The sequence below is a fragment of the Citrobacter cronae genome, assembly GCF_016893685.1.
Lineage (GTDB): Bacteria > Pseudomonadota > Gammaproteobacteria > Enterobacterales > Enterobacteriaceae > Citrobacter > Citrobacter werkmanii.
Genome location: NZ_CP069763.1, coordinates 2,821,389 through 2,840,172, shown reverse-complemented (window position 1 = coordinate 2,840,172; position 18,784 = coordinate 2,821,389). Strand labels below are relative to the sequence as shown.

General features: G+C 54.6%; 18 protein-coding genes. 14 read left to right on the top strand and 4 right to left on the bottom strand.

The annotated features are described in order from the left end of the window. Together JSN25_RS12105 and JSN25_RS12100 are read right to left on the bottom strand one after the other, a co-directional pair. A partial coding sequence (locus tag JSN25_RS12105) for a 2-thiouracil desulfurase family protein (RefSeq protein ID WP_204524965.1) occupies window positions 1-237 on the bottom strand: 237 nt, incomplete at its 3' end. Window positions 238-324: 87 nt separating this feature from the next. Continuing rightward, a complete protein-coding gene (locus tag JSN25_RS12100; protein WP_003022870.1) occupies window positions 325-531 on the bottom strand; it encodes a YbfA family protein in 207 nt (68 codons plus the stop codon). Between the two features lie 308 nt (window positions 532-839). Between JSN25_RS12100 and kdpF the strand changes: the two genes are divergently transcribed. Genes kdpF through kdpE form a run of 6 tightly spaced genes read left to right on the top strand, consistent with a single transcriptional unit; the run spans window position 840 to window position 8,621 of the window. Then, a complete protein-coding gene (kdpF, locus tag JSN25_RS12095; RefSeq protein ID WP_077949339.1) occupies window positions 840-929 on the top strand; it encodes a K(+)-transporting ATPase subunit F in 90 nt (29 codons plus the stop codon). Beyond that, entirely contained in the window at window positions 929-2,608 is a 1,680-nt protein-coding gene (kdpA, locus tag JSN25_RS12090; protein ID WP_204524964.1) for a potassium-transporting ATPase subunit KdpA, read from the top strand. Before kdpF ends, kdpA begins: the two co-directional genes overlap by 1 nt. A 20-nt stretch (window positions 2,609-2,628) precedes the next feature. Further along, a complete protein-coding gene (gene kdpB, locus JSN25_RS12085) occupies window positions 2,629-4,677 on the top strand; it encodes a potassium-transporting ATPase subunit KdpB (RefSeq protein WP_085047503.1) in 2,049 nt (682 codons plus the stop codon). Between the two features lie 8 nt (window positions 4,678-4,685). Continuing rightward, window positions 4,686-5,252, top strand: coding sequence for a potassium-transporting ATPase subunit KdpC (gene kdpC / locus JSN25_RS12080; RefSeq protein ID WP_137351024.1), 567 nt, complete (start codon window positions 4,686-4,688; stop codon window positions 5,250-5,252). A gap of 10 nt (window positions 5,253-5,262) precedes the next feature. Next, window positions 5,263-7,947, top strand: a complete 2,685-nt coding sequence (gene kdpD / locus JSN25_RS12075) for a two-component system sensor histidine kinase KdpD (RefSeq protein ID WP_204524963.1) — start codon at window positions 5,263-5,265, stop codon at window positions 7,945-7,947. Continuing rightward, window positions 7,944-8,621: a two-component system response regulator KdpE gene (kdpE, locus tag JSN25_RS12070; protein WP_204524962.1), complete on the top strand. Its 678-nt coding sequence runs from the start codon at window positions 7,944-7,946 to the stop codon at window positions 8,619-8,621. Before kdpD ends, kdpE begins: the two co-directional genes overlap by 4 nt. A 95-nt stretch (window positions 8,622-8,716) precedes the next feature. Here the strand turns inward: kdpE and pgm are convergent, their stop codons facing one another. Further along, on the bottom strand, window positions 8,717-10,357 hold the full coding sequence (gene pgm / locus JSN25_RS12065; protein WP_204524961.1) for a phosphoglucomutase (alpha-D-glucose-1,6-bisphosphate-dependent): 1,641 nt from the start codon (window positions 10,355-10,357) through the stop codon (window positions 8,717-8,719). Between the two features lie 24 nt (window positions 10,358-10,381). After that, on the bottom strand, window positions 10,382-10,924 hold the full coding sequence (gene seqA / locus JSN25_RS12060; protein ID WP_204524960.1) for a replication initiation negative regulator SeqA: 543 nt from the start codon (window positions 10,922-10,924) through the stop codon (window positions 10,382-10,384). A gap of 193 nt (window positions 10,925-11,117) precedes the next feature. Here seqA and ybfF point away from each other — a divergent pair, with 193 nt between their 5' ends. The 8 genes from ybfF (at window position 11,118) to tcuC (ending at window position 18,759) form a co-directional block, all read left to right on the top strand. Then, window positions 11,118-11,891: an esterase gene (gene ybfF / locus JSN25_RS12055; protein ID WP_160955891.1), complete on the top strand. Its 774-nt coding sequence runs from the start codon at window positions 11,118-11,120 to the stop codon at window positions 11,889-11,891. Window positions 11,892-12,019: 128 nt separating this feature from the next. Then, window positions 12,020-12,307, top strand: coding sequence for a LexA regulated protein (gene ybfE / locus JSN25_RS12050; RefSeq protein WP_042310165.1), 288 nt, complete (start codon window positions 12,020-12,022; stop codon window positions 12,305-12,307). A gap of 155 nt (window positions 12,308-12,462) precedes the next feature. After that, the gene (gene fldA / locus JSN25_RS12045; RefSeq protein ID WP_003022839.1) at window positions 12,463-12,993 is read left to right on the top strand and encodes a flavodoxin FldA; all 531 of its coding nucleotides are present in this window, start codon (window positions 12,463-12,465) and stop codon (window positions 12,991-12,993) included. Between the two features lie 289 nt (window positions 12,994-13,282). Beyond that, the gene (fur, locus tag JSN25_RS12040) at window positions 13,283-13,729 is read left to right on the top strand and encodes a ferric iron uptake transcriptional regulator (RefSeq protein ID WP_003022836.1); all 447 of its coding nucleotides are present in this window, start codon (window positions 13,283-13,285) and stop codon (window positions 13,727-13,729) included. A 127-nt stretch (window positions 13,730-13,856) separates the two neighbouring features. Continuing rightward, window positions 13,857-14,783: a tricarballylate utilization LysR family transcriptional regulator TcuR gene (gene tcuR, locus JSN25_RS12035; protein ID WP_038638820.1), complete on the top strand. Its 927-nt coding sequence runs from the start codon at window positions 13,857-13,859 to the stop codon at window positions 14,781-14,783. Between the two features lie 97 nt (window positions 14,784-14,880). Further along, on the top strand, window positions 14,881-16,284 hold the full coding sequence (gene tcuA, locus JSN25_RS12030; protein ID WP_137351029.1) for an FAD-dependent tricarballylate dehydrogenase TcuA: 1,404 nt from the start codon (window positions 14,881-14,883) through the stop codon (window positions 16,282-16,284). Further along, window positions 16,271-17,410, top strand: coding sequence for a tricarballylate utilization 4Fe-4S protein TcuB (gene tcuB, locus JSN25_RS12025; protein WP_042309776.1), 1,140 nt, complete (start codon window positions 16,271-16,273; stop codon window positions 17,408-17,410). Before tcuA ends, tcuB begins: the two co-directional genes overlap by 14 nt. A 53-nt stretch (window positions 17,411-17,463) precedes the next feature. Then, complete coding sequence (gene tcuC / locus JSN25_RS12020) at window positions 17,464-18,759, top strand: MFS transporter (RefSeq protein WP_038638812.1); 1,296 nt, start codon at window positions 17,464-17,466, stop codon at window positions 18,757-18,759. Window positions 18,760-18,784: the final 25 nt, after the last annotated feature.

Below are 18,784 nucleotides of genomic sequence, written 5' to 3'. Positions count from 1 at the left end.
CAAATACCCCTCGCGCTTATCACTAAAACGCAGGGAGACAGCCTCGCCCTCTTTGACCAGATGCAGCGCAGGTCGCGGGACCGGTAACCCGATCCCCATTTCAGGGCATACGGGTTCGAACGCGACCCACGGCGACAGTTTTTCTACAGCAAAGGCCAGGCGCTTATGCCCACCATCATAGCGAACCGCTTCCCCCAACAGACAGGCACTGATACCAACAGGGATTTTCTCGCTCATGATCGCTCCTTTTCATTCCTGAGATAAGTGTAGCTATCATGAGCAAAAAAGCCGCTGATATCAGCGGCTTTTAGGATTCATAAATTATCAATAGAAATCGCAGGTGGCTTTTTCAGCCTGCTCCATCCACACCGGCTTATCACTGGTTTTAGACCAGACGCGATGCAGGTAGCTGTAAAAACGGGCACGGTCTTTCCAGAACAGCATGACCGGCAGCGCCAGTACGCCCGCCACTACGGCAAAGGTACGGCGTAAGAAAACAATGTGTGCTGGATATTCTTTATAAAAGTCCATAATCCTCTCCCATATAACTGTTCGGTGAATCGCACCGGAAAAATAAAGTTGGTTAACTGATGAAAATAATACCGCCTTGTGTGTAATTTTACTACTCATCCGACCACTTATTTTTATCTATTTATGCCCCGTTTAGCTTAAAACCGTAATTAAGTTACATAAAAGTTAAATTAATACTAACCATTAGTTAAATAATGGTCTTTGCCATTTTTATACTTTTTTTACACCCCGCCCGCCGATTTTTGCGAAATCTTTGCAAGCAAAAACCTACGCTCTGGTTATCACATTTATGCCACTGGAGGTGCACTGTGAGTGCAGGCGTGATAACCGGCATTGGGCTGGTCTTTTTATTATTAGGTTACCTTGTGTATGCCCTGATTAATGCGGAGGCGTTCTGATGGCGGCTCAAGGTTTTTTACTCATTGCCAGTTTCTTGCTGGTGCTGTTTGTCATCGCCAGACCGCTGGGGTTTGGACTGGCCCGACTCATCAATAATACGTCCCTACCGGGCCTCGCTGGCGTGGAGAGTGTGCTCTGGCGTGGTCTGGGCATTTCGCAACAGGAGATGAACTGGCGGCAGTATCTGCTGGCAATCCTCGCGCTCAATGTACTGGGCCTGCTGGTCCTGTTTTCGATGCTGATGGCGCAAAACCTGCTGCCGCTGAATCCTCAGCAGCTTCCAGGACTTTCATGGCATCTGGCGCTCAACACGGCAGTGAGTTTTGTCACCAATACCAACTGGCAATCTTATGCCGGTGAAACCACTTTAAGCTACTTCAGCCAGATGGCTGGGTTGACCGTGCAGAACTTCCTGTCCGCGGCGACCGGGATTGCGGTGATTTTTGCCCTGACGCGTGCCTTTACGCGGCAGAGCATGGATACGCTGGGTAATGCCTGGGTCGATCTGGTTCGTATTACGCTGTGGATCCTCGTGCCGATTGCGCTGCTCATCGCCCTGTTTTTTATTCAACAAGGCGTGCTGCAAAACGTATTGCCCTATCAGCCCATCACGACGCTTGAAGGGGTGAAACAGTTGCTGCCGATGGGACCTGTCGCTTCGCAGGAAGCGATTAAGATGCTCGGCACCAACGGGGGCGGTTTCTTTAACGCTAACTCAGCACATCCGTTTGAAAACCCAACCGCGCTGACCAACCTGGTACAGATGCTGGCTATTTTCTTAATTCCTACCGCGCTGTGTTTTGCCTTTGGCGATGTGGTGGGCGATCGTCGTCAGGGCCGGACCCTGTTATGGGCCATGTCGCTCATTTTTGTCATCTGCGTAGCCGTCGTGATGTGGGCCGAAGTTCAGGGCAACCCGCATCTGATGCAGTTAGGTGCAGATAGCAATATCAACATGGAGGGCAAAGAGAGCCGCTTTGGCGTACTGGTCAGCAGTCTGTTTGCGGTCGTCACAACGGCGGCATCCTGTGGCGCAGTGATTGCGATGCATGACTCTTTTACCGCACTCGGTGGAATGGTGCCGATGTGGCTGATGCAAATTGGCGAAGTGGTCTTCGGCGGTGTGGGTTCAGGTCTGTACGGCATGCTGCTGTTCGTATTGCTGGCTGTGTTCATCGCCGGGCTGATGATTGGCCGAACACCGGAATACCTGGGTAAGAAAATCGACGTGCGCGAAATGAAAATGACCGCGCTGGCGATTCTGGTCACCCCTGCGCTGGTCCTGCTTGGCACAGCAATAGCAATGATGACCGATGCCGGGCGCAGCGCCATGCTCAACCCGGGTCCACATGGGTTTAGTGAAGTGCTGTATGCCGTGTCATCTGCTGCGAACAACAACGGTAGCGCCTTTGCCGGATTAAGCGCCAATAGCCCGTTCTGGAACTGCCTGCTGGCGCTGTGCATGTTCTTTGGTCGCTTCGGCGTGATCGTACCCGTGATGGCTATTGCCGGGTCGCTGGTCAGTAAAAAGATCCAGCCTGCCAGCCCTGGCACGCTACCCACCCACGGCACGCTGTTTGTCGGGTTGTTAATCGGTACGGTGTTACTGGTTGGCGCTCTCACCTTTGTTCCTGCCCTGGCCCTTGGCCCGGTCGCAGAATACCTGTCATTACACTGAGTGATGCGGAGCACATTACTATGAGTCGCAAGCAACTGGCGCTGTTCGAACCTTCTCTGGTCGCACAGGCGCTGATGGATGCCGTGAAAAAATTAAGCCCACATACCCAATGGCGTAATCCGGTGATGTTTCTCGTCTGGCTGGGCAGTCTGTTGACCACGCTGTTAACGCTGGCGATGGCAACAGGTTATATGCCTGGCAATCCGTGGTTTACCGGCGCGATTAGTCTGTGGCTGTGGGTTACCGTCCTGTTCGCTAACTTTGCCGAAGCGCTGGCTGAGGGGCGCAGTAAAGCACAGGCGAACAGTCTGAAAGGGGTGAAAAAAACCGCCTTTGCCCGCAAACTTCGCGAACCAAAATACGGCTCGGCCATGGATCACGTCCCTGCCGATGATCTCCGTAAAGGCGATATTGTGCTGGTGGAAGCTGGCGATATTATCCCGTGTGACGGCGAGGTGATCGAAGGTGGCGCATCGGTAGACGAAAGCGCGATTACCGGTGAGTCTGCGCCGGTCATTCGTGAATCCGGTGGCGATTTTGCCTCGGTCACCGGCGGGACTCGCATCCTCTCCGACTGGCTGGTGATCGAATGTAGCGTAAACCCCGGCGAAACATTCCTCGACCGGATGATCGCCATGGTCGAAGGCGCGCAGCGGCGTAAAACCCCCAATGAAATCGCCCTGACGATCCTGCTGATTGCCCTGACTATCGTCTTTCTGTTGGCGACCGCCACGCTATGGCCGTTTTCCGCCTGGGGCGGCAGCGCGGTCAGCGTCACGGTACTGGTTGCCCTGCTCGTTTGTCTGATCCCCACCACCATCGGCGGTCTGCTTTCTGCTATTGGCGTGGCCGGGATGAGCCGAATGCTGGGCGCGAACGTCATTGCCACCAGCGGACGTGCGGTCGAAGCCGCGGGTGACGTGGACGTCCTGCTGCTGGATAAAACCGGTACCATTACGCTGGGTAACCGTCAGGCTTCAGATTTTCTGCCTGCCCAGGGCGTGGACGAAAAAACGCTGGCCGATGCCGCACAGCTTTCATCGCTGGCCGATGAAACACCGGAAGGCCGCAGCATCGTTATTCTGGCAAAACAGCGCTTTAATCTGCGTATTCGCGACGTGCAATCGCTGCACGCGACCTTTGTGCCGTTTACCGCGCAAAGCCGGATGAGCGGTATCAACATCGACAACCGTATGATCCGCAAAGGTTCGGTCGATGCCATTCGTCGTCACGTTGAAGCCAACGGCGGTCACTTCCCCGCCGATGTCGAGCAGAAGGTCGACAACGTCGCTCGCCTTGGCGCTACGCCGCTGGTGGTAGCCGAAGGCTCCCGCGTACTGGGCGTGATAGCCCTGAAAGATATTGTGAAAGGCGGGATCAAAGAACGTTTTGCCCAACTGCGCAAAATGGGGATCAAAACGGTGATGATAACCGGCGATAACCGCCTGACCGCCGCCGCGATCGCCGCAGAAGCCGGGGTGGATGATTTCTTAGCGGAGGCCACGCCGGAAGCCAAGCTGGCGCTGATTCGTCAGTATCAGGCGGAAGGCCGTCTGGTGGCGATGACCGGCGACGGAACCAACGACGCCCCGGCACTGGCGCAGGCGGATGTCGCGGTCGCCATGAACTCCGGGACCCAGGCGGCGAAGGAAGCTGGCAACATGGTGGATCTCGATTCCAACCCCACCAAACTGATTGAAGTGGTGCACATTGGGAAACAGATGCTGATGACGCGCGGCTCGCTGACCACCTTCAGTATCGCCAATGACGTGGCAAAGTATTTCGCCATTATCCCGGCCGCGTTCGCCGCCACCTATCCGCAGCTCAATGCGCTTAACGTCATGGGACTGCATTCGCCGGATTCAGCGATCCTCAGCGCGGTTATCTTTAATGCGCTAATCATCGTTTTTCTGATCCCACTGGCGCTTAAAGGCGTGAGCTACAAGCCGTTATCCGCATCTGCAATGTTGCGCCGTAATTTGTGGATCTACGGTCTGGGCGGTCTGGTGGTGCCATTTATTGGTATTAAAGCGATTGATTTACTGCTGACCCTGTTGGGTCTGGTGTGAGGTTTCAGATGAGTGGATTACGTCCTGCATTATCAACATTGATTTTCCTGATGCTTATTACCGGCGGGGCTTACCCGCTGCTGACCACCGCGCTGGGGCAGTGGTGGTTTCCCCACCAGGCTAACGGCTCGTTGATCCGCGAAGATCAGGTTGTTCGCGGCTCTGAGCTTATTGGGCAACATTTTACCGCCGCCGGTTATTTTCAGGGGCGTCCGTCTGCGACGGCGGAAATGCCCTATAATCCCATGGCTTCTGGCGGCAGTAACCTGGCCGTCAGCAACCCGGAACTGGATAAACAGTTGCAAAGCCGGATTGCCGCGCTGCGCGCTGCCAATCCACAGGCTAATCCAGCCGTTCCGCTAGAGCTGGTAACCGCGTCTGCCAGCGGGCTGGATAACAACCTGACGCCCGCCGCGGTGGCCTGGCAAATTCCTCGCGTGGCGCAGGCCCGCAACCTCAGCGTTGAAGAGGTGTCGCGCCTGGTTGCACAATACACGCAAAAGCCGCTGGTCAGTTTTATCGGCCAGCCGGTGGTGAACCTGGTGGAACTTAATTTAGCGCTGGATAAGCTCTGAGAAAAAGGACATGCATAGCGAACCCTTACGTCCCGACCCCGATCGCCTGTTGGAGCAGACCACCGCCCCGCACCGCGGAAAACTAAAACTATTCTTCGGCGCCTGCGCAGGCGTCGGGAAAACCTGGGCCATGCTAACGGAAGCCCAGCGGCTGCGGGCGCAGGGGTTAGATGTGCTGATTGGCGTGGTGGAAACCCACGGACGCAAAGAGACCGCCGCGCTGCTGGACGGTCTCAGTATCCTGCCGCTAAAGCGACACGCGCGTCATGGTCGTCACATCAGCGAGTTCGATCTTGATGCCGCGCTGGCCCGCCGTCCGGCGCTCATTTTAATGGATGAACTGGCGCACAGTAATGCGCCAGGCTCACGCCATCCAAAGCGCTGGCAGGATATTGAAGAGCTGCTGGAAGCCGGTATCGATGTCTTTACCACCGTTAACGTCCAGCATCTGGAAAGTCTCAATGATGTGGTCAGCGGCGTCACTGGTATTCAGGTGCGCGAAACCGTCCCTGATCCTTTCTTCGATGCCGCTGACGATGTGGTGCTGGTCGATCTTCCCCCCGATGATTTGCGCCAGCGCCTGAACGAAGGCAAGGTCTATATCGCAGGTCAGGCGGAAAGAGCCATCGAGCATTTCTTTCGCAAAGGTAATTTGATCGCGCTGCGCGAGCTGGCCTTGCGCCGCACGGCCGATCGGGTGGACGATCAAATGCGCGCCTGGCGCGGGCGTCCAGGGGAAGAAAAAGTCTGGCATACCCGCGACGCCGTTTTGCTGTGTATTGGGCACAATACCGGCAGCGAAAAACTGGTGCGCGCCGCCGCGCGGCTGGCGGCGCGTCTCGGCAGCGTCTGGCATGCTGTGTATGTCGAAACGCCGGCACTGCACCGACTCCCCGAAAAACAGCGGCGCGCGATCTTAAGCGCACTGCGATTAGCCCAGGAGCTGGGCGCGGAAACCGCCACGCTTTCCGATCCTGCTGAAGATAAAGCGGTAATCCGCTATGCCCGCGAGCATAATCTGGGAAAAATTGTGCTCGGGCGTCCGACAACGCGTCGCTGGTGGCGCAGCGATTCCTTTGCCGACAAACTGGCCCATCGCGCACCGGATCTCGATCTGATGATTGTCGCGCTGGACGAACCGCCTTCACGCCCGACGCTTCCCACTACGGATAGCCGCACCTTTAAAGATAAATGGCGGGTACAAATTCAGGGTTGTGTGGTTGCCGTCGCGCTATGCGCCATCATTACGCTAATCGCGATGCAGTGGCTGATGGCTTTTGATGCCGCTAACCTGGTAATGCTCTATTTACTGGGTGTGGTGGTTATCGCCCTCTTCTACGGACGCTGGCCATCCGTACTGGCAACCTTTATTAACGTCGCCAGCTTCGATCTCTTCTTTATTGCCCCGCGTGGGACGCTGGCCGTTTCCGACGTCCAGTACCTGCTTACTTTTGCCGTAATGCTAACGGTCGGGCTGGTTATCGGTAATCTGACCGCCGGCGTCCGTTATCAGGCGCGTGTGGCGCGCTATCGGGAACAGCGTACGCGTCATCTGTATGAGATGTCGAAAGCGTTAGCCGTTGGACGAAGCCAGCAGGCAATCGCCGCGACCAGCGAACAGTTTATCGCCTCAACGTTTCAGGCCCGCAGTCAGGTTTTATTACCTGATGAAAACGGTAAGCTGGCTCCCCTCACCCATCAACAGGGCATAACGCCATGGGACGATGCCATTGCCCAATGGAGTTTTGACAAAGGGCAACCGGCTGGCGCGGGCACGGATACCTTACCGGGCGTACCGTACCAAATCTTACCGCTAAAAAGTGCCGATAAAACGCATGGGCTACTGGTAGTGGAACCGGGAAATCTGCGTCAGTTGATGATTCCCGAGCAGCAGCGCCTGCTGGAAACCTTTACCCTGTTGGTCGCCAGTGCGCTGGAACGTCTGACCCTGACCGCCAGCGAAGAGCAGGCCCGGTTTGCCAGTGAACGCGAAAGTATTCGCAATGCGCTGCTTGCCGCCCTGTCCCACGATTTGCGCACACCGCTGACGGTGCTGTTCGGTCAGGCAGAGATTTTAACGCTGGATCTGGCCAGTGAAGGTTCGCCGCATGCGCGCCAGGCCAGTGAGATTCGCCAGCACGTGCTGAATACCACCCGACTGGTTAATAATCTGTTGGATATGGCGCGAATTCAGTCTGGCGGCTTTAATCTTAAGAAGGAGTGGTTAACGCTGGAAGAGGTGGTGGGCAGCGCCCTGCAGATGCTGGAGCCAGGACTCTCTGCTCCGATTAACCTGTCGTTACCCGAACCGTTGACGCTGATCCATGTCGATGGCCCGCTTTTTGAACGGGTGTTGATCAACCTGCTGGAGAACGCCGTAAAATATGCGGGTCCGCAGGCACAAATCGGCATTGACGCCAGCGTCGATGGCGAGCACCTGCTACTGGACGTCTGGGATAATGGACCGGGTATTCCGTCGGGTATGGAACAGCGCGTTTTTGACAAATTTTCCAGAGGAAACAAAGAGTCATCGGTACCCGGCGTGGGGTTGGGACTGGCCATTTGTCAGGCGATTGTGGACGTGCACGGCGGTACCATTTCCGCCCATAATCGTGCCCAGGGGGGGGCATGTTTCCGTGTTACACTACCCCAGGAGATCCCCCCTGAACTTGAAGATTTTCATGAGGATATGTGACAAACGTACTGATTGTTGAAGATGAACAGGCCATTCGCCGCTTTCTGCGCACTGCGCTGGAAGCCGATGGCCTGCGTGTATATGAAGCGGAAACGCTACAACGTGGTTTGCTGGAAGCCGCCACGCGAAAACCCGATCTCATCATTCTCGATCTTGACCTGCCAGACGGCGACGGCATTGATTTTATTCGCGACCTGCGGCAATGGAGCGCAATCCCGGTAATTGTGCTTTCAGCCCGCAGCGAAGAGAGCGATAAAATCGCCGCACTGGATGCCGGCGCCGATGACTATCTCAGTAAACCCTTCGGTATTGGCGAGCTACAGGCGCGATTGCGCGTGGCATTGCGTCGCCACGCCAGCGGCGCGTCTCCCGAACCGGTGGTGCATTTTTCCAACGTAAAAGTGGATATCGCCGCCCGCCTCGTACACCGTGGTGACGAGGAAATCCATCTGACGCCGATTGAGTTTCGCCTGTTAGCGGTACTGCTGAATAATGCCGGGAAGGTACTGACGCAACGCCAGCTGTTAAATCAGGTCTGGGGGCCAAACGCCGTTGAGCACAGCCATTATCTGCGAATTTATATGGGACACCTGCGCCAGAAACTGGAGCGGGACCCGGCTCGTCCACGTCATTTTCTGACCGAAACCGGGATTGGCTATCGGTTTATGCCGTAAGTCTAGTCGAATAAAAAAGCCGGATCAGCATACATGCTATCCGGCTTTTGTATTCATGCCGGATGGTGACGTTAGCGTCTTATCCGGCCTGGGGTTTACGCGTTTTTCAACACTTCGCTGACGATCTCAACCGCTTCTTTTTCGATCTGTTTGCGGTGTTCTTCACCGAGGAAGCTTTCGCAATAGATCTTGTAAGCGTCTTCTGTGCCTGACGGACGCGCGGCAAACCAGCCGTTGTCAGTCATCACTTTCAGACCGCCAATGGAAGCACCATTGCCAGGTGCCGCGGTCAGACGTGCGGTGATCGGGTCGCCCGCCAGCGTGCTGGCGCTTACCATTTCCGGAGACAGCTTAGACAGCGCCGCTTTCTGCGCGGAGGTCGCGCTCGCCTGCAAACGATTGTAGCTCGGCGCGCCGAAGCGAGCAGCCAGTTCGTTGTAGTGTTCTTGCGGGTTCTTACCGGTCACTGCGGTAATTTCTGCCGCCAGCAGGCACATGATGATGCCGTCTTTGTCGGTCGACCACGGTGTACCGTCGAAACGCAGGAAAGAAGCGCCCGCGCTCTCTTCACCACCAAAGCCAAAGCTGCCATCGAACAGACCGTCAACAAACCATTTAAAACCGACCGGCACTTCCACCAGCTTACGACCCAGATCGTTGACCACGCGGTCAATCATTGCCGAGGAAACCAGCGTCTTACCGACGGCAACATCTTTGCCCCACTGTGGGCGATGCTGGAACAGGTAATTGATCGCCACCGCCAGGTAGTGGTTCGGGTTCATCAGCCCCGCCGGGGTGACGATACCGTGACGGTCATAGTCCGGATCGTTGGCAAAGGCCAGATCGAACTTGTCACGCAGCGCCAGCAGACCCGCCATCGCGCACTCGGAGGAGCAGTCCATACGGATTGCGCCGTCTTTATCGAGATGCATAAAGCGGAAAGTCTGATCAACGTGGTCGTTAACGATAGTCAGGTTCAGGTTGTAGTGCTTCGCAATACGCTTCCAGTACTCGATACCGGAACCGCCCAACGGATCAACACCCAGCGTCAGACCCGCTTTCTGGATCGCCGCCATGTCGACGATATCCGCCAGTCCTTCCACAAACGGCTGAACCAGGTCCTGCTCTTTCACATGACCCGATGCCAGCGCCGCGTCCAGCGACATACGCTTCACGCCTTGCAGACCGTCAGCCAGCAACGTGTTAGCCCTGTCTTCCACCACTTTGGTGACGTTGGTATCTGCCGGACCACCGTTTGGCGGGTTGTATTTAATGCCACCATCTTCCGGCGGGTTGTGGGACGGCGTGATCACAATGCCATCAGCCAGCGGGCCGCCTTTTTTGTTGTGGACCAGGATGGCATTCGACACGGCAGGGGTTGGCGTAAAGCCGTTGTTTTCCTGCACGATGACATCAACGCCATTCGCCGCCAGCACTTCCAGCACAGAGATAAAAGCCGGTTCAGACAGCGCGTGGGTATCCTTGCCCACAAAGCACGGGCCAGTAATCCCGTTTTTCGCACGTTCTTCAGCAATCGCCTGGGCGATAGCCAGAATATGCGGCTCGTTAAAACTATGACGACCTGCACTGCCGCGATGCCCGGACGTACCGAACTTGACGGCGTGCTCAGCGTTCCCTGCCGTTGGTTTCAGTACATAGTACTGTGCCGTCAGTTGGGCGACGTTAATCAAATCACTCTGTTGCGCAGGTTGACCTGCACGGTTGTGGATTGCCATTGCCTGGTCCTTCTAATGCAAGGATTAAATTGTTCCGCAAACCTTTTCAATCAATTCCGCAGGGAATTGCATTGACTGCATGATGTACTCCACCATGCTGCATTTACGGCCGGTGTTGGTATTGGTGATCACCCAGTACGGCGTGCCTGGCACGTGTTTCGGTTTGGTTTGATTACCATTTTTCAGCAGCGTCTGTTCATCTGCCGCAAAATAAACGCGCGTCCGGCCATGCAACGAATCCGTTGCTTCGGCGAATGCGTTTTGATCCAGAGAATAGAGTGTAGACAGCACCAGCATAAAGCGATTTACTGCTTTCTTCTGTTCCGCATATTCATCGGACAACAGCAGTTCACGCATCGCGCGCACTTTATCTTTTACGGGGTTAACCGGCTTAGCTTCCACGACAGGTTGCACAGCGCGGACTTCTTTTACTACCGGAGTGACAGGCTGTGCTGCGGCGGAAAATTTCAACATACGCCGTAAAATGTCGGATGCGCTCTCGCCGATATGCTTGGTATGGCTGGCAATATAGCTATAGAGTTCATCATCAACTTCAATCGTTTTCATCTTAATCCAGTGCAGTGTTTAGCTGAATACAAGTTGTTGGGTTAACACGCGTAGTGTAAAGGCAAATCCCAACAGCGGATAGCGTCAAGCCTGGTGGCTGATAAAACTCGGAGTAACCGTAGTTGTTGCAGCCCTGTGGCAGAATGGTCAACATGATACCCTAACCCGTGAGTGTGAAAAAAAGAACTTTGCCATGAAATTGAATATCCGAGCGCAATCTGCGCAAAACCTGCACAATAATTCTCCCATCGTCCTGGTTCACGGCCTGTTTGGTAGCCTGGATAACCTGGGGATCCTGGCACGCTCCCTGGTGGCCGATCACGATATCATCCAGGTTGATATGCGAAATCATGGCCTCTCGCCCCGATCGCCTGAAATGAATTATGCGGCCATGGCGCAAGACCTGGTGGATACGCTGGACGATCGACAGATCGAAAAAGCGATCTTTATTGGTCACTCGATGGGGGGAAAAGCCGTCATGGCGTTAACCGCGTTGGCCCCTGATCGTATTGATCGGCTGGTGGCTATTGATATTGCACCGGTTGACTATCATGTGCGCCGTCACGATGAGATTTTTGCGGCAATCAATGCCGTAACCGAGGCACAAGCGTCCTCGCGCCAGCAAGCGGCAAGCGTCATGCGCCAGCATCTGCAAGAGGAGGGTGTTATTCAGTTTCTGCTGAAATCCTTTGTTGACGGCGAGTGGCGCTTTAACGTTCCCGTGTTGTGGGATCAATATCCCACTATCGTCGGTTGGCAAACCATCCCGGCATGGGAGCACCCGGCATTGTTTATTCCAGGCGGTAACTCCCCTTATGTCACCGAAGCGTATCGCGAGCAGCTACTGGCACAATTCCCGCAGGCTCGGGCGCACGTTATTGCAGGCGCGGGGCATTGGGTACATGCGGAAAAACCTGAAGCAGTGCTGCGGGCCATCCGTCGTTATCTGAACGAACCGGCTAACTGATTAAAAACTCAGCGTCCGTGCGCGATTACGCGCGTGGGCGTTGGCGTGCCTCTCCTGCTGATGTATTATGGCGCGCTATCCATCCGGGCGGACGCCTGGCTGATTGTTTCCCCGAAGTCACCAAGATCATGGCCAAAGAACAAACGGACCGTACGACATTAGATCTGTTCGCGCAGGAGCGTCGCCCGGGACGACCCAAAACTAATCCGCTCTCGCGTGATGAACAGTTACGTATAAATAAACGTAATCAGCTTAAACGTGACAAAGTTCGCGGGCTTAAGCGTGTCGAACTGAAACTGAACGCTGATGCCGTTGACGCGTTAAACGAGCTGGCCGAGGCGCGCAACATGAGTCGCAGTGAACTCATCGAAGAGATGCTGATGACCCAACTCACCGCATTGCGCGGTCAGGCATAGTCTGAATTTCTGCTCTAAATCATAAATCGTGTAGCACAGAGTGCAGTCCCGCGTGTTTGCTGTTTCCGCATGCCTGACTGTTCTGCTATGATTGCCCTTATCCGTGGGCAATGCGCCACCACCATTTCAATAAGTTTCAAGAGGTTATTTTACTCATGGCAATCACTGGCATCTTTTTCGGCAGCGACACCGGTAATACCGAAAACATCGCAAAAATGATTCAAAAACAGCTTGGTAAAGACGTTGCCGATGTACATGACATTGCAAAAAGCAGCAAAGAAGACCTGGAAGGGTATGACATTCTGCTGCTCGGCATTCCAACCTGGTACTACGGTGAAGCGCAGTGTGACTGGGACGATTTCTTCCCTACCCTCGAAGACATTGATTTTAACGGCAAACTGGTTGCATTGTTCGGCTGCGGCGACCAGGAAGATTACGCAGAATATTTCTGCGATGCGTTAGGCACAATTCGCGACATCATTGAGCCACGCGGCGCCACCATCGTCGGTCACTGGCCAACGGCGGGTTATCACTTTGAAGCGTCCAAAGGCCTGGCTGACGACGACCACTTTGTCGGTCTGGCTATCGATGAAGATCGCCAGCCGGAGCTGACCGCTGAACGCGTAGAAAAATGGGTTAAGCAGATCTCAGAAGAACTGCACCTCGACGAAATCATCAATGCCTGATTTCGCGCGGCGCAGATCCTCATCTGCGCCGCATCAATAGATAAAACCAATCAAAATAATTGCTACAAATTTGTAACTTTTCCGTCTGACCCTGTACAATGGCTGGATGCCAATCGGGTGTTGCACAGTGTGTTTGTCGGCGATACCACGTTTTGATTAACAATATATGCCAGAGACTTGCTGTTTTCATTTAACCATGGCAGTTCTATAATGATACGCAATTTCTCAAGTGCAATTTCTGTCACTTCTGTTAATGAAGTGAATCGTTTAGCTACAGGACAGATTCCGCATGACTGACAACAATACCGCATTAAAGAAGGCTGGCCTGAAAGTAACGCTTCCTCGTTTAAAAATTCTGGAAGTTCTTCAGGAACCGGATAACCATCACGTCAGTGCGGAAGACTTATACAAACGCCTGATCGATATGGGTGAAGAAATTGGTCTGGCGACCGTGTATCGTGTGCTGAACCAGTTTGATGATGCCGGTATCGTGACCCGCCACAATTTTGAAGGTGGTAAATCCGTCTTCGAACTGACTCAACAGCATCACCACGATCACCTCATTTGCCTCGATTGCGGCAAAGTGGTCGAGTTCAGCGATGATTCCATTGAAGCGCGTCAGCGTGAGATTGCGGCTAAACATGGTATTCGCTTAACCAACCATAGCCTCTATCTTTATGGCCACTGCGCCGAAGGCGATTGCCGCGAAGATGAGCATGCGCACGACGGCAAATAATGTGACGCTTTCTGAAAAGCCAACCATCCGGTTGGCTTTTTTTATGGGCCAAATTTGACCATCCCCCTCTTCCTTCTACGTCAATGTTGCTTTAATGTAAAAATCAATTGCCATTCGGAGAGTTGAAATGGAACTTCGTCAACTACGCTATTTTGTGCGTATTGTAGAAACCGGCAGCATGGGTAGCGCGGCGCTCGATCTCAATATCGGTGTTTCGGCACTCAGTCAGCAAATGACGCGCCTGGAAAGCGAACTTGCTATTCGTCTGCTTCAACGCACCTCGCGCGGTGTGACGCCCACCAGCGCCGGACTGGCTTTTTACTCCCAGGCGCAGCTGGCGCTCCGGCATGCAGACGATGCAATCCTCGCCGCGCGCGAGGCCCGACTTTCCGGACACGTCAGCGTCGGTATGGCCCCCAGTACCGCTTCCGTTCTCGGTATGCCATTTATTCACGCCATGCGGGAAAGCTATGCTGATGTTCGCCTGCATGTGGTGGAAAGTCTCTCTGGCAACCTGGAACGAATGATTAATACCCGCCAGATTGATCTGGCTGTCGTGTTTCAAAAAGAAAAGATCCTGCGCTGGAGCGCCAGACCGATTCTTGAAGAACGGCTGTTTTTGATTGGGACCCATGCCCTATTGGCTGATATTGTCGACGACAATATTGCTCCAGCCCAGTTGGCAAATATTCCATTGATCATGCCAAGCCCGGGACATGGTCTGCGCGGCAGGCTGGATGCCATCTGCCAGGAACACGCGCTAAATATTGAGATCGCTACTGAAATTGATGGTCTGGCGTTACTGATGCGCGCCGTACGCAGTGGCATTGGCGCCACTCTTCAGCCCGGTGCGGCGATCTCCCATCTCGATAAAGAAACTCTAAGAGTGATCGGCGTCTATAATCCGATACTTAGCCGCCCTAACTTTCTGGTCAGCCTCTCTGACGATGAACTTACCCCGGCAGGCCTTGCCGCCCGTGTGGTGCTGACGAAAGTTATGCATCAACTGGTGGAAGCAGGAAGCTGGCCTGGCGCTACTCTTTACAATAACTAAAGTACCGTTTAGCACCACATCATAGCGCCCGCACAAGCTGTGCGTATACATTTCAATTACAAATTTAACAAATAGTTAAATGGTAATGGAGTATACGATGGTTGATGTTCTGGTGATTGGTGGTGGTAATGCCGCGTTATGTGCTGCCTTGACCGCCCGGGAGCAAGGAGCTTCGGTACTCCTGCTCGAAGCGGCCCCCCGGGAATGGCGCGGAGGAAACTCCCAACACACGCGTAATTTACGTTGTATGCATGATGCGCCGCAGGATGTGCTGGTGGACAGCTATCCTGAAGAAGAATTCTGGCAAGATCTGTGGCGCGTCACGGAAGGGAATACCAACGAAGCGCTGGCGCGTCTGGTGATCCGTACCTCTTCACAATGCCGCGACTGGATGCGCCAGCACGGCGTTAACTTTCAGCCTCCTCTCTCTGGCGCTTTACACGTGGCGCGAACCAACGCCTTTTTTATGGGCGGTGGAAAGGCCCTTGTGAATGCCTATTATCGCAGCGCAGAAAAGCTGGGAGTGCAGATCCGCTATAACACCCCGGTTCAGGCGCTTGAACTGCGTAATGGCGAGTTCGTGGCGGCGCTGGCAGGCGAAGAGCGCATCACCGCTAAATCCTGCGTGCTTGCCGCTGGCGGTTTTGAGTCTAACCGCGAATGGCTACGAGAAGCATGGGGAGAGAACGAGCGCGGCGAATGGCCAGCGGATAACTTCCTGATTCGCGGCACGCGCTTTAACCAGGGCGTACTGCTCAAATTTATGATGGATGCCGGAGCCGACATTATCGGCGATCCTTCCCAGTCACACTGCGTGGCCATTGATGCCAGAGCGCCATTATATGACGGCGGGATTTGCACCCGCGTGGACTGCGTCTCGCTCGGTATAGTGGTGAACCGGGACGCTGAGCGCTTTTATGATGAAGGTGAAGATTTCTGGCCCAAACGCTACGCCATCTGGGGACGTCTGGTCGCTCAACAGCCAGGGCAGATTGGCTACTCCATCATCGACAGTAAAGCTATTGGCCACTTTATGCCGCCGGTCTTTCCCGGCGCGCAGGCCAATACGTTGGCAGAGCTGGCTCTTCAGTTAGGACTGGATGCCGAACGTTTTACCCACACCGTGACGCAATACAACAACGCCTGCCAGCCAGGTCAGTTCGACCACACCGTTCTGGATAACTGCGCCACCAAAGATTTGCTACCCGCGAAAACGCACTGGGCGCGACCACTGGACCAGCCGCCATACTACGGCTATGCCCTGCGACCAGGGATCACCTTCACTTATCTTGGGTTAAAAGTGAACGAACACGCCGCTGTGCATTTTGCCGGGCTTCCAAGCCGTAACCTGTTCGTCGCCGGAGAGATGATGGCGGGCAACGTGTTGGGCAAGGGCTACACCGCAGGCGTGGGGATGTCGATCGGTACCACCTTTGGCCGCATTGCCGGAAAAGAAGCCGCGCTGGCCGCACGTAAGGAGACACGTCATGAAGCAGCTTGAGAAACTGATCATCGAAGCGCAAATTATCACCGAACCGGAAGCTGAAGTTGAACGTGTGATGCAGGTGTGCAATGCCTGTCGCTATTGTGAAGGCTTTTGCGCCGTATTCCCGGCGATGACGCAACGTCTGGAATTCGGTAAAGCGGATATCAACTATCTGGCGAACTTGTGCCATAACTGCGGCGCTTGCCTGCACGCGTGTCAGTATGCCCCGCCTCATGAATTTGCCATCAACGTACCGAAGGCGATGGCGGAGGTCCGGCTCGAAACCTATCAGCATTATGCGCAACCCGCCGCCTTTGGCGCGCTTTATCGTCGCGCGGGCGTAACCGTGACGCTGGCGCTGGTTTTCGGTCTGATCCTGTTTTTACTCCTCGCTATAGGTTTGAAAGGTTCACTATTCCATCCTCCGCTGGCCGGGGATTTCTATCAAATTTTCCCGCATAACCTGCTGGCCTGGATGTTTGGTTCGGTCTTTATTCTGGCGATCGGTTTGCTGATGGCGGGCGTGATCCGCTTCTGGCGCGAGATCTCTCCGGGTATGCCGCGTTCCGCCGAGATTGCTGAAGCCTCACACGATGCGCTGACGCTGAAATATCTCGATGGTGGCCACGGCAAAGGTTGTAACGAAGCGGATGATGCTTTCACCCTGATGCGCCGCCGTTTCCACCACTTTACCTTCTACGGTTTTATGCTCTGCTTTGCCGCCACCGTGGTGGCAACAGGCTATCACTACTTTGCAGGCATAGAAGCGCCCTACCCGTTCTTCAGCGTTCCGGTGATGCTGGGCACGCTGGGCGGCATTGGTCTGGTTGTCGGCCCGGCTGGCTTACTATGGCTGAATCTTAAACGCTCACCGCTACACGGCGACGCACGGCAAAAACCGATGGATCGCGGTTTTATTTTGCTGCTGCTGCTGACCAGTCTGACCGGTCTGGCGCTGCTGGCGGGAAGAGACACCTCATGGATGGCTATTTTACTGGCCATTCATCTCGGCGTGGTCATGGCGCTTTTTCTGACCATTCCTTACGGAAAATTTGCCCACGGATTTTACCGCTGCGCAGCCTTACTCAAGTGGGCGATTGAGAAACGGCGCGGCAAACAAGCGGGGGTCACAGGCGACTAACCCGCAAACTCTTACCTCTATAAATATTATGATAAGACAGTGGAGCAAACCCAATGACACAACAACCATCGCGCGCCGGAACTTTCGGCGCAATACTGCGGGTAACCAGCGGTAATTTTCTCGAACAGTTCGACTTTTTTCTGTTCGGGTTTTACGCCACCTATATCGCAAAGACGTTCTTCCCCGCGGAGAGTGAATTTGCCGGGCTCATGTTGACCTTTGCGGTTTTCGGTTCGGGTTTTTTAATGCGGCCCGTTGGCGCAATCGTGCTGGGTGCTTACATCGACAGAATTGGTCGCCGTAAAGGACTGATGGTGACGCTGGCGATCATGGGCTGCGGTACCCTGCTGATTGCCCTGGTTCCCGGTTACCAAAGCATTGGCCTGCTGGCCCCTGTGCTGGTATTAGTCGGTCGATTATTGCAAGGCTTCTCTGCGGGCGTAGAGCTGGGAGGCGTTTCGGTTTATCTTTCTGAAATCGCCACGCCTGGCAATAAAGGTTTCTACACCAGTTGGCAGTCCGCCAGCCAACAGGTCGCCATTGTGGTGGCGGCGCTGATTGGCTACGCTCTGAATGCCACACTGGGGCACGATGAGATCTCTGAATGGGGCTGGCGCATTCCGTTCTTTATTGGTTGTATGATTATTCCGTTGATCTTCGTCCTGCGCCGTTCGCTTCAGGAAACAGACGCATTTTTACAACGTACGCACCGTCCCGACACCAGGGAAATTTTCACCACTATCATCAAAAACTGGCGTCTGATCGCTGCGGGTACGCTGCTGGTAGCGATGACCACCACGACGTTTTACTTTATTACCGTCTACACCCCAACCTACGGCAGGGCCGTACTCCACCTGAGCGCGCGCGATAGCCTGGTAGTCACCATGCTGGTCGGTATTTCTAACTTTATTTGGCTGCCGATTGGCGGGGCGATATCTGACCGAATTGGTCGTCGTCCGGTATTGATGGGGATTACCGTACTGGCACTGCTTACCACCTGGCCGGTAATGCACTGGCTCACCGCCGCGCCAGACTTCATGCGCATGACGCTGGTCCTGCTTTGGTTCTCGTTCTTTTTTGGCATGTACAACGGGGCAATGGTCGCGGCACTCACCGAGGTGATGCCTGTCTATGTCCGTACGGTGGGCTTTTCACTGGCATTCAGTCTTGCCACGGCGATTTTTGGCGGCCTTACACCAGTCATATCCACGGCGCTGGTCCAGCTAACCGGGGATAAAAGCTCACCTGGATGGTGGCTGATGTGCGCAGCACTTTGTGGACTCGCCGCCACGGCAATGCTGTTTGTCCGACTGAGTCGGGGCTATCAACCAGTGGAACATAAGCTCTGAAAAGCAAACGGGCGGAAAATTCTCC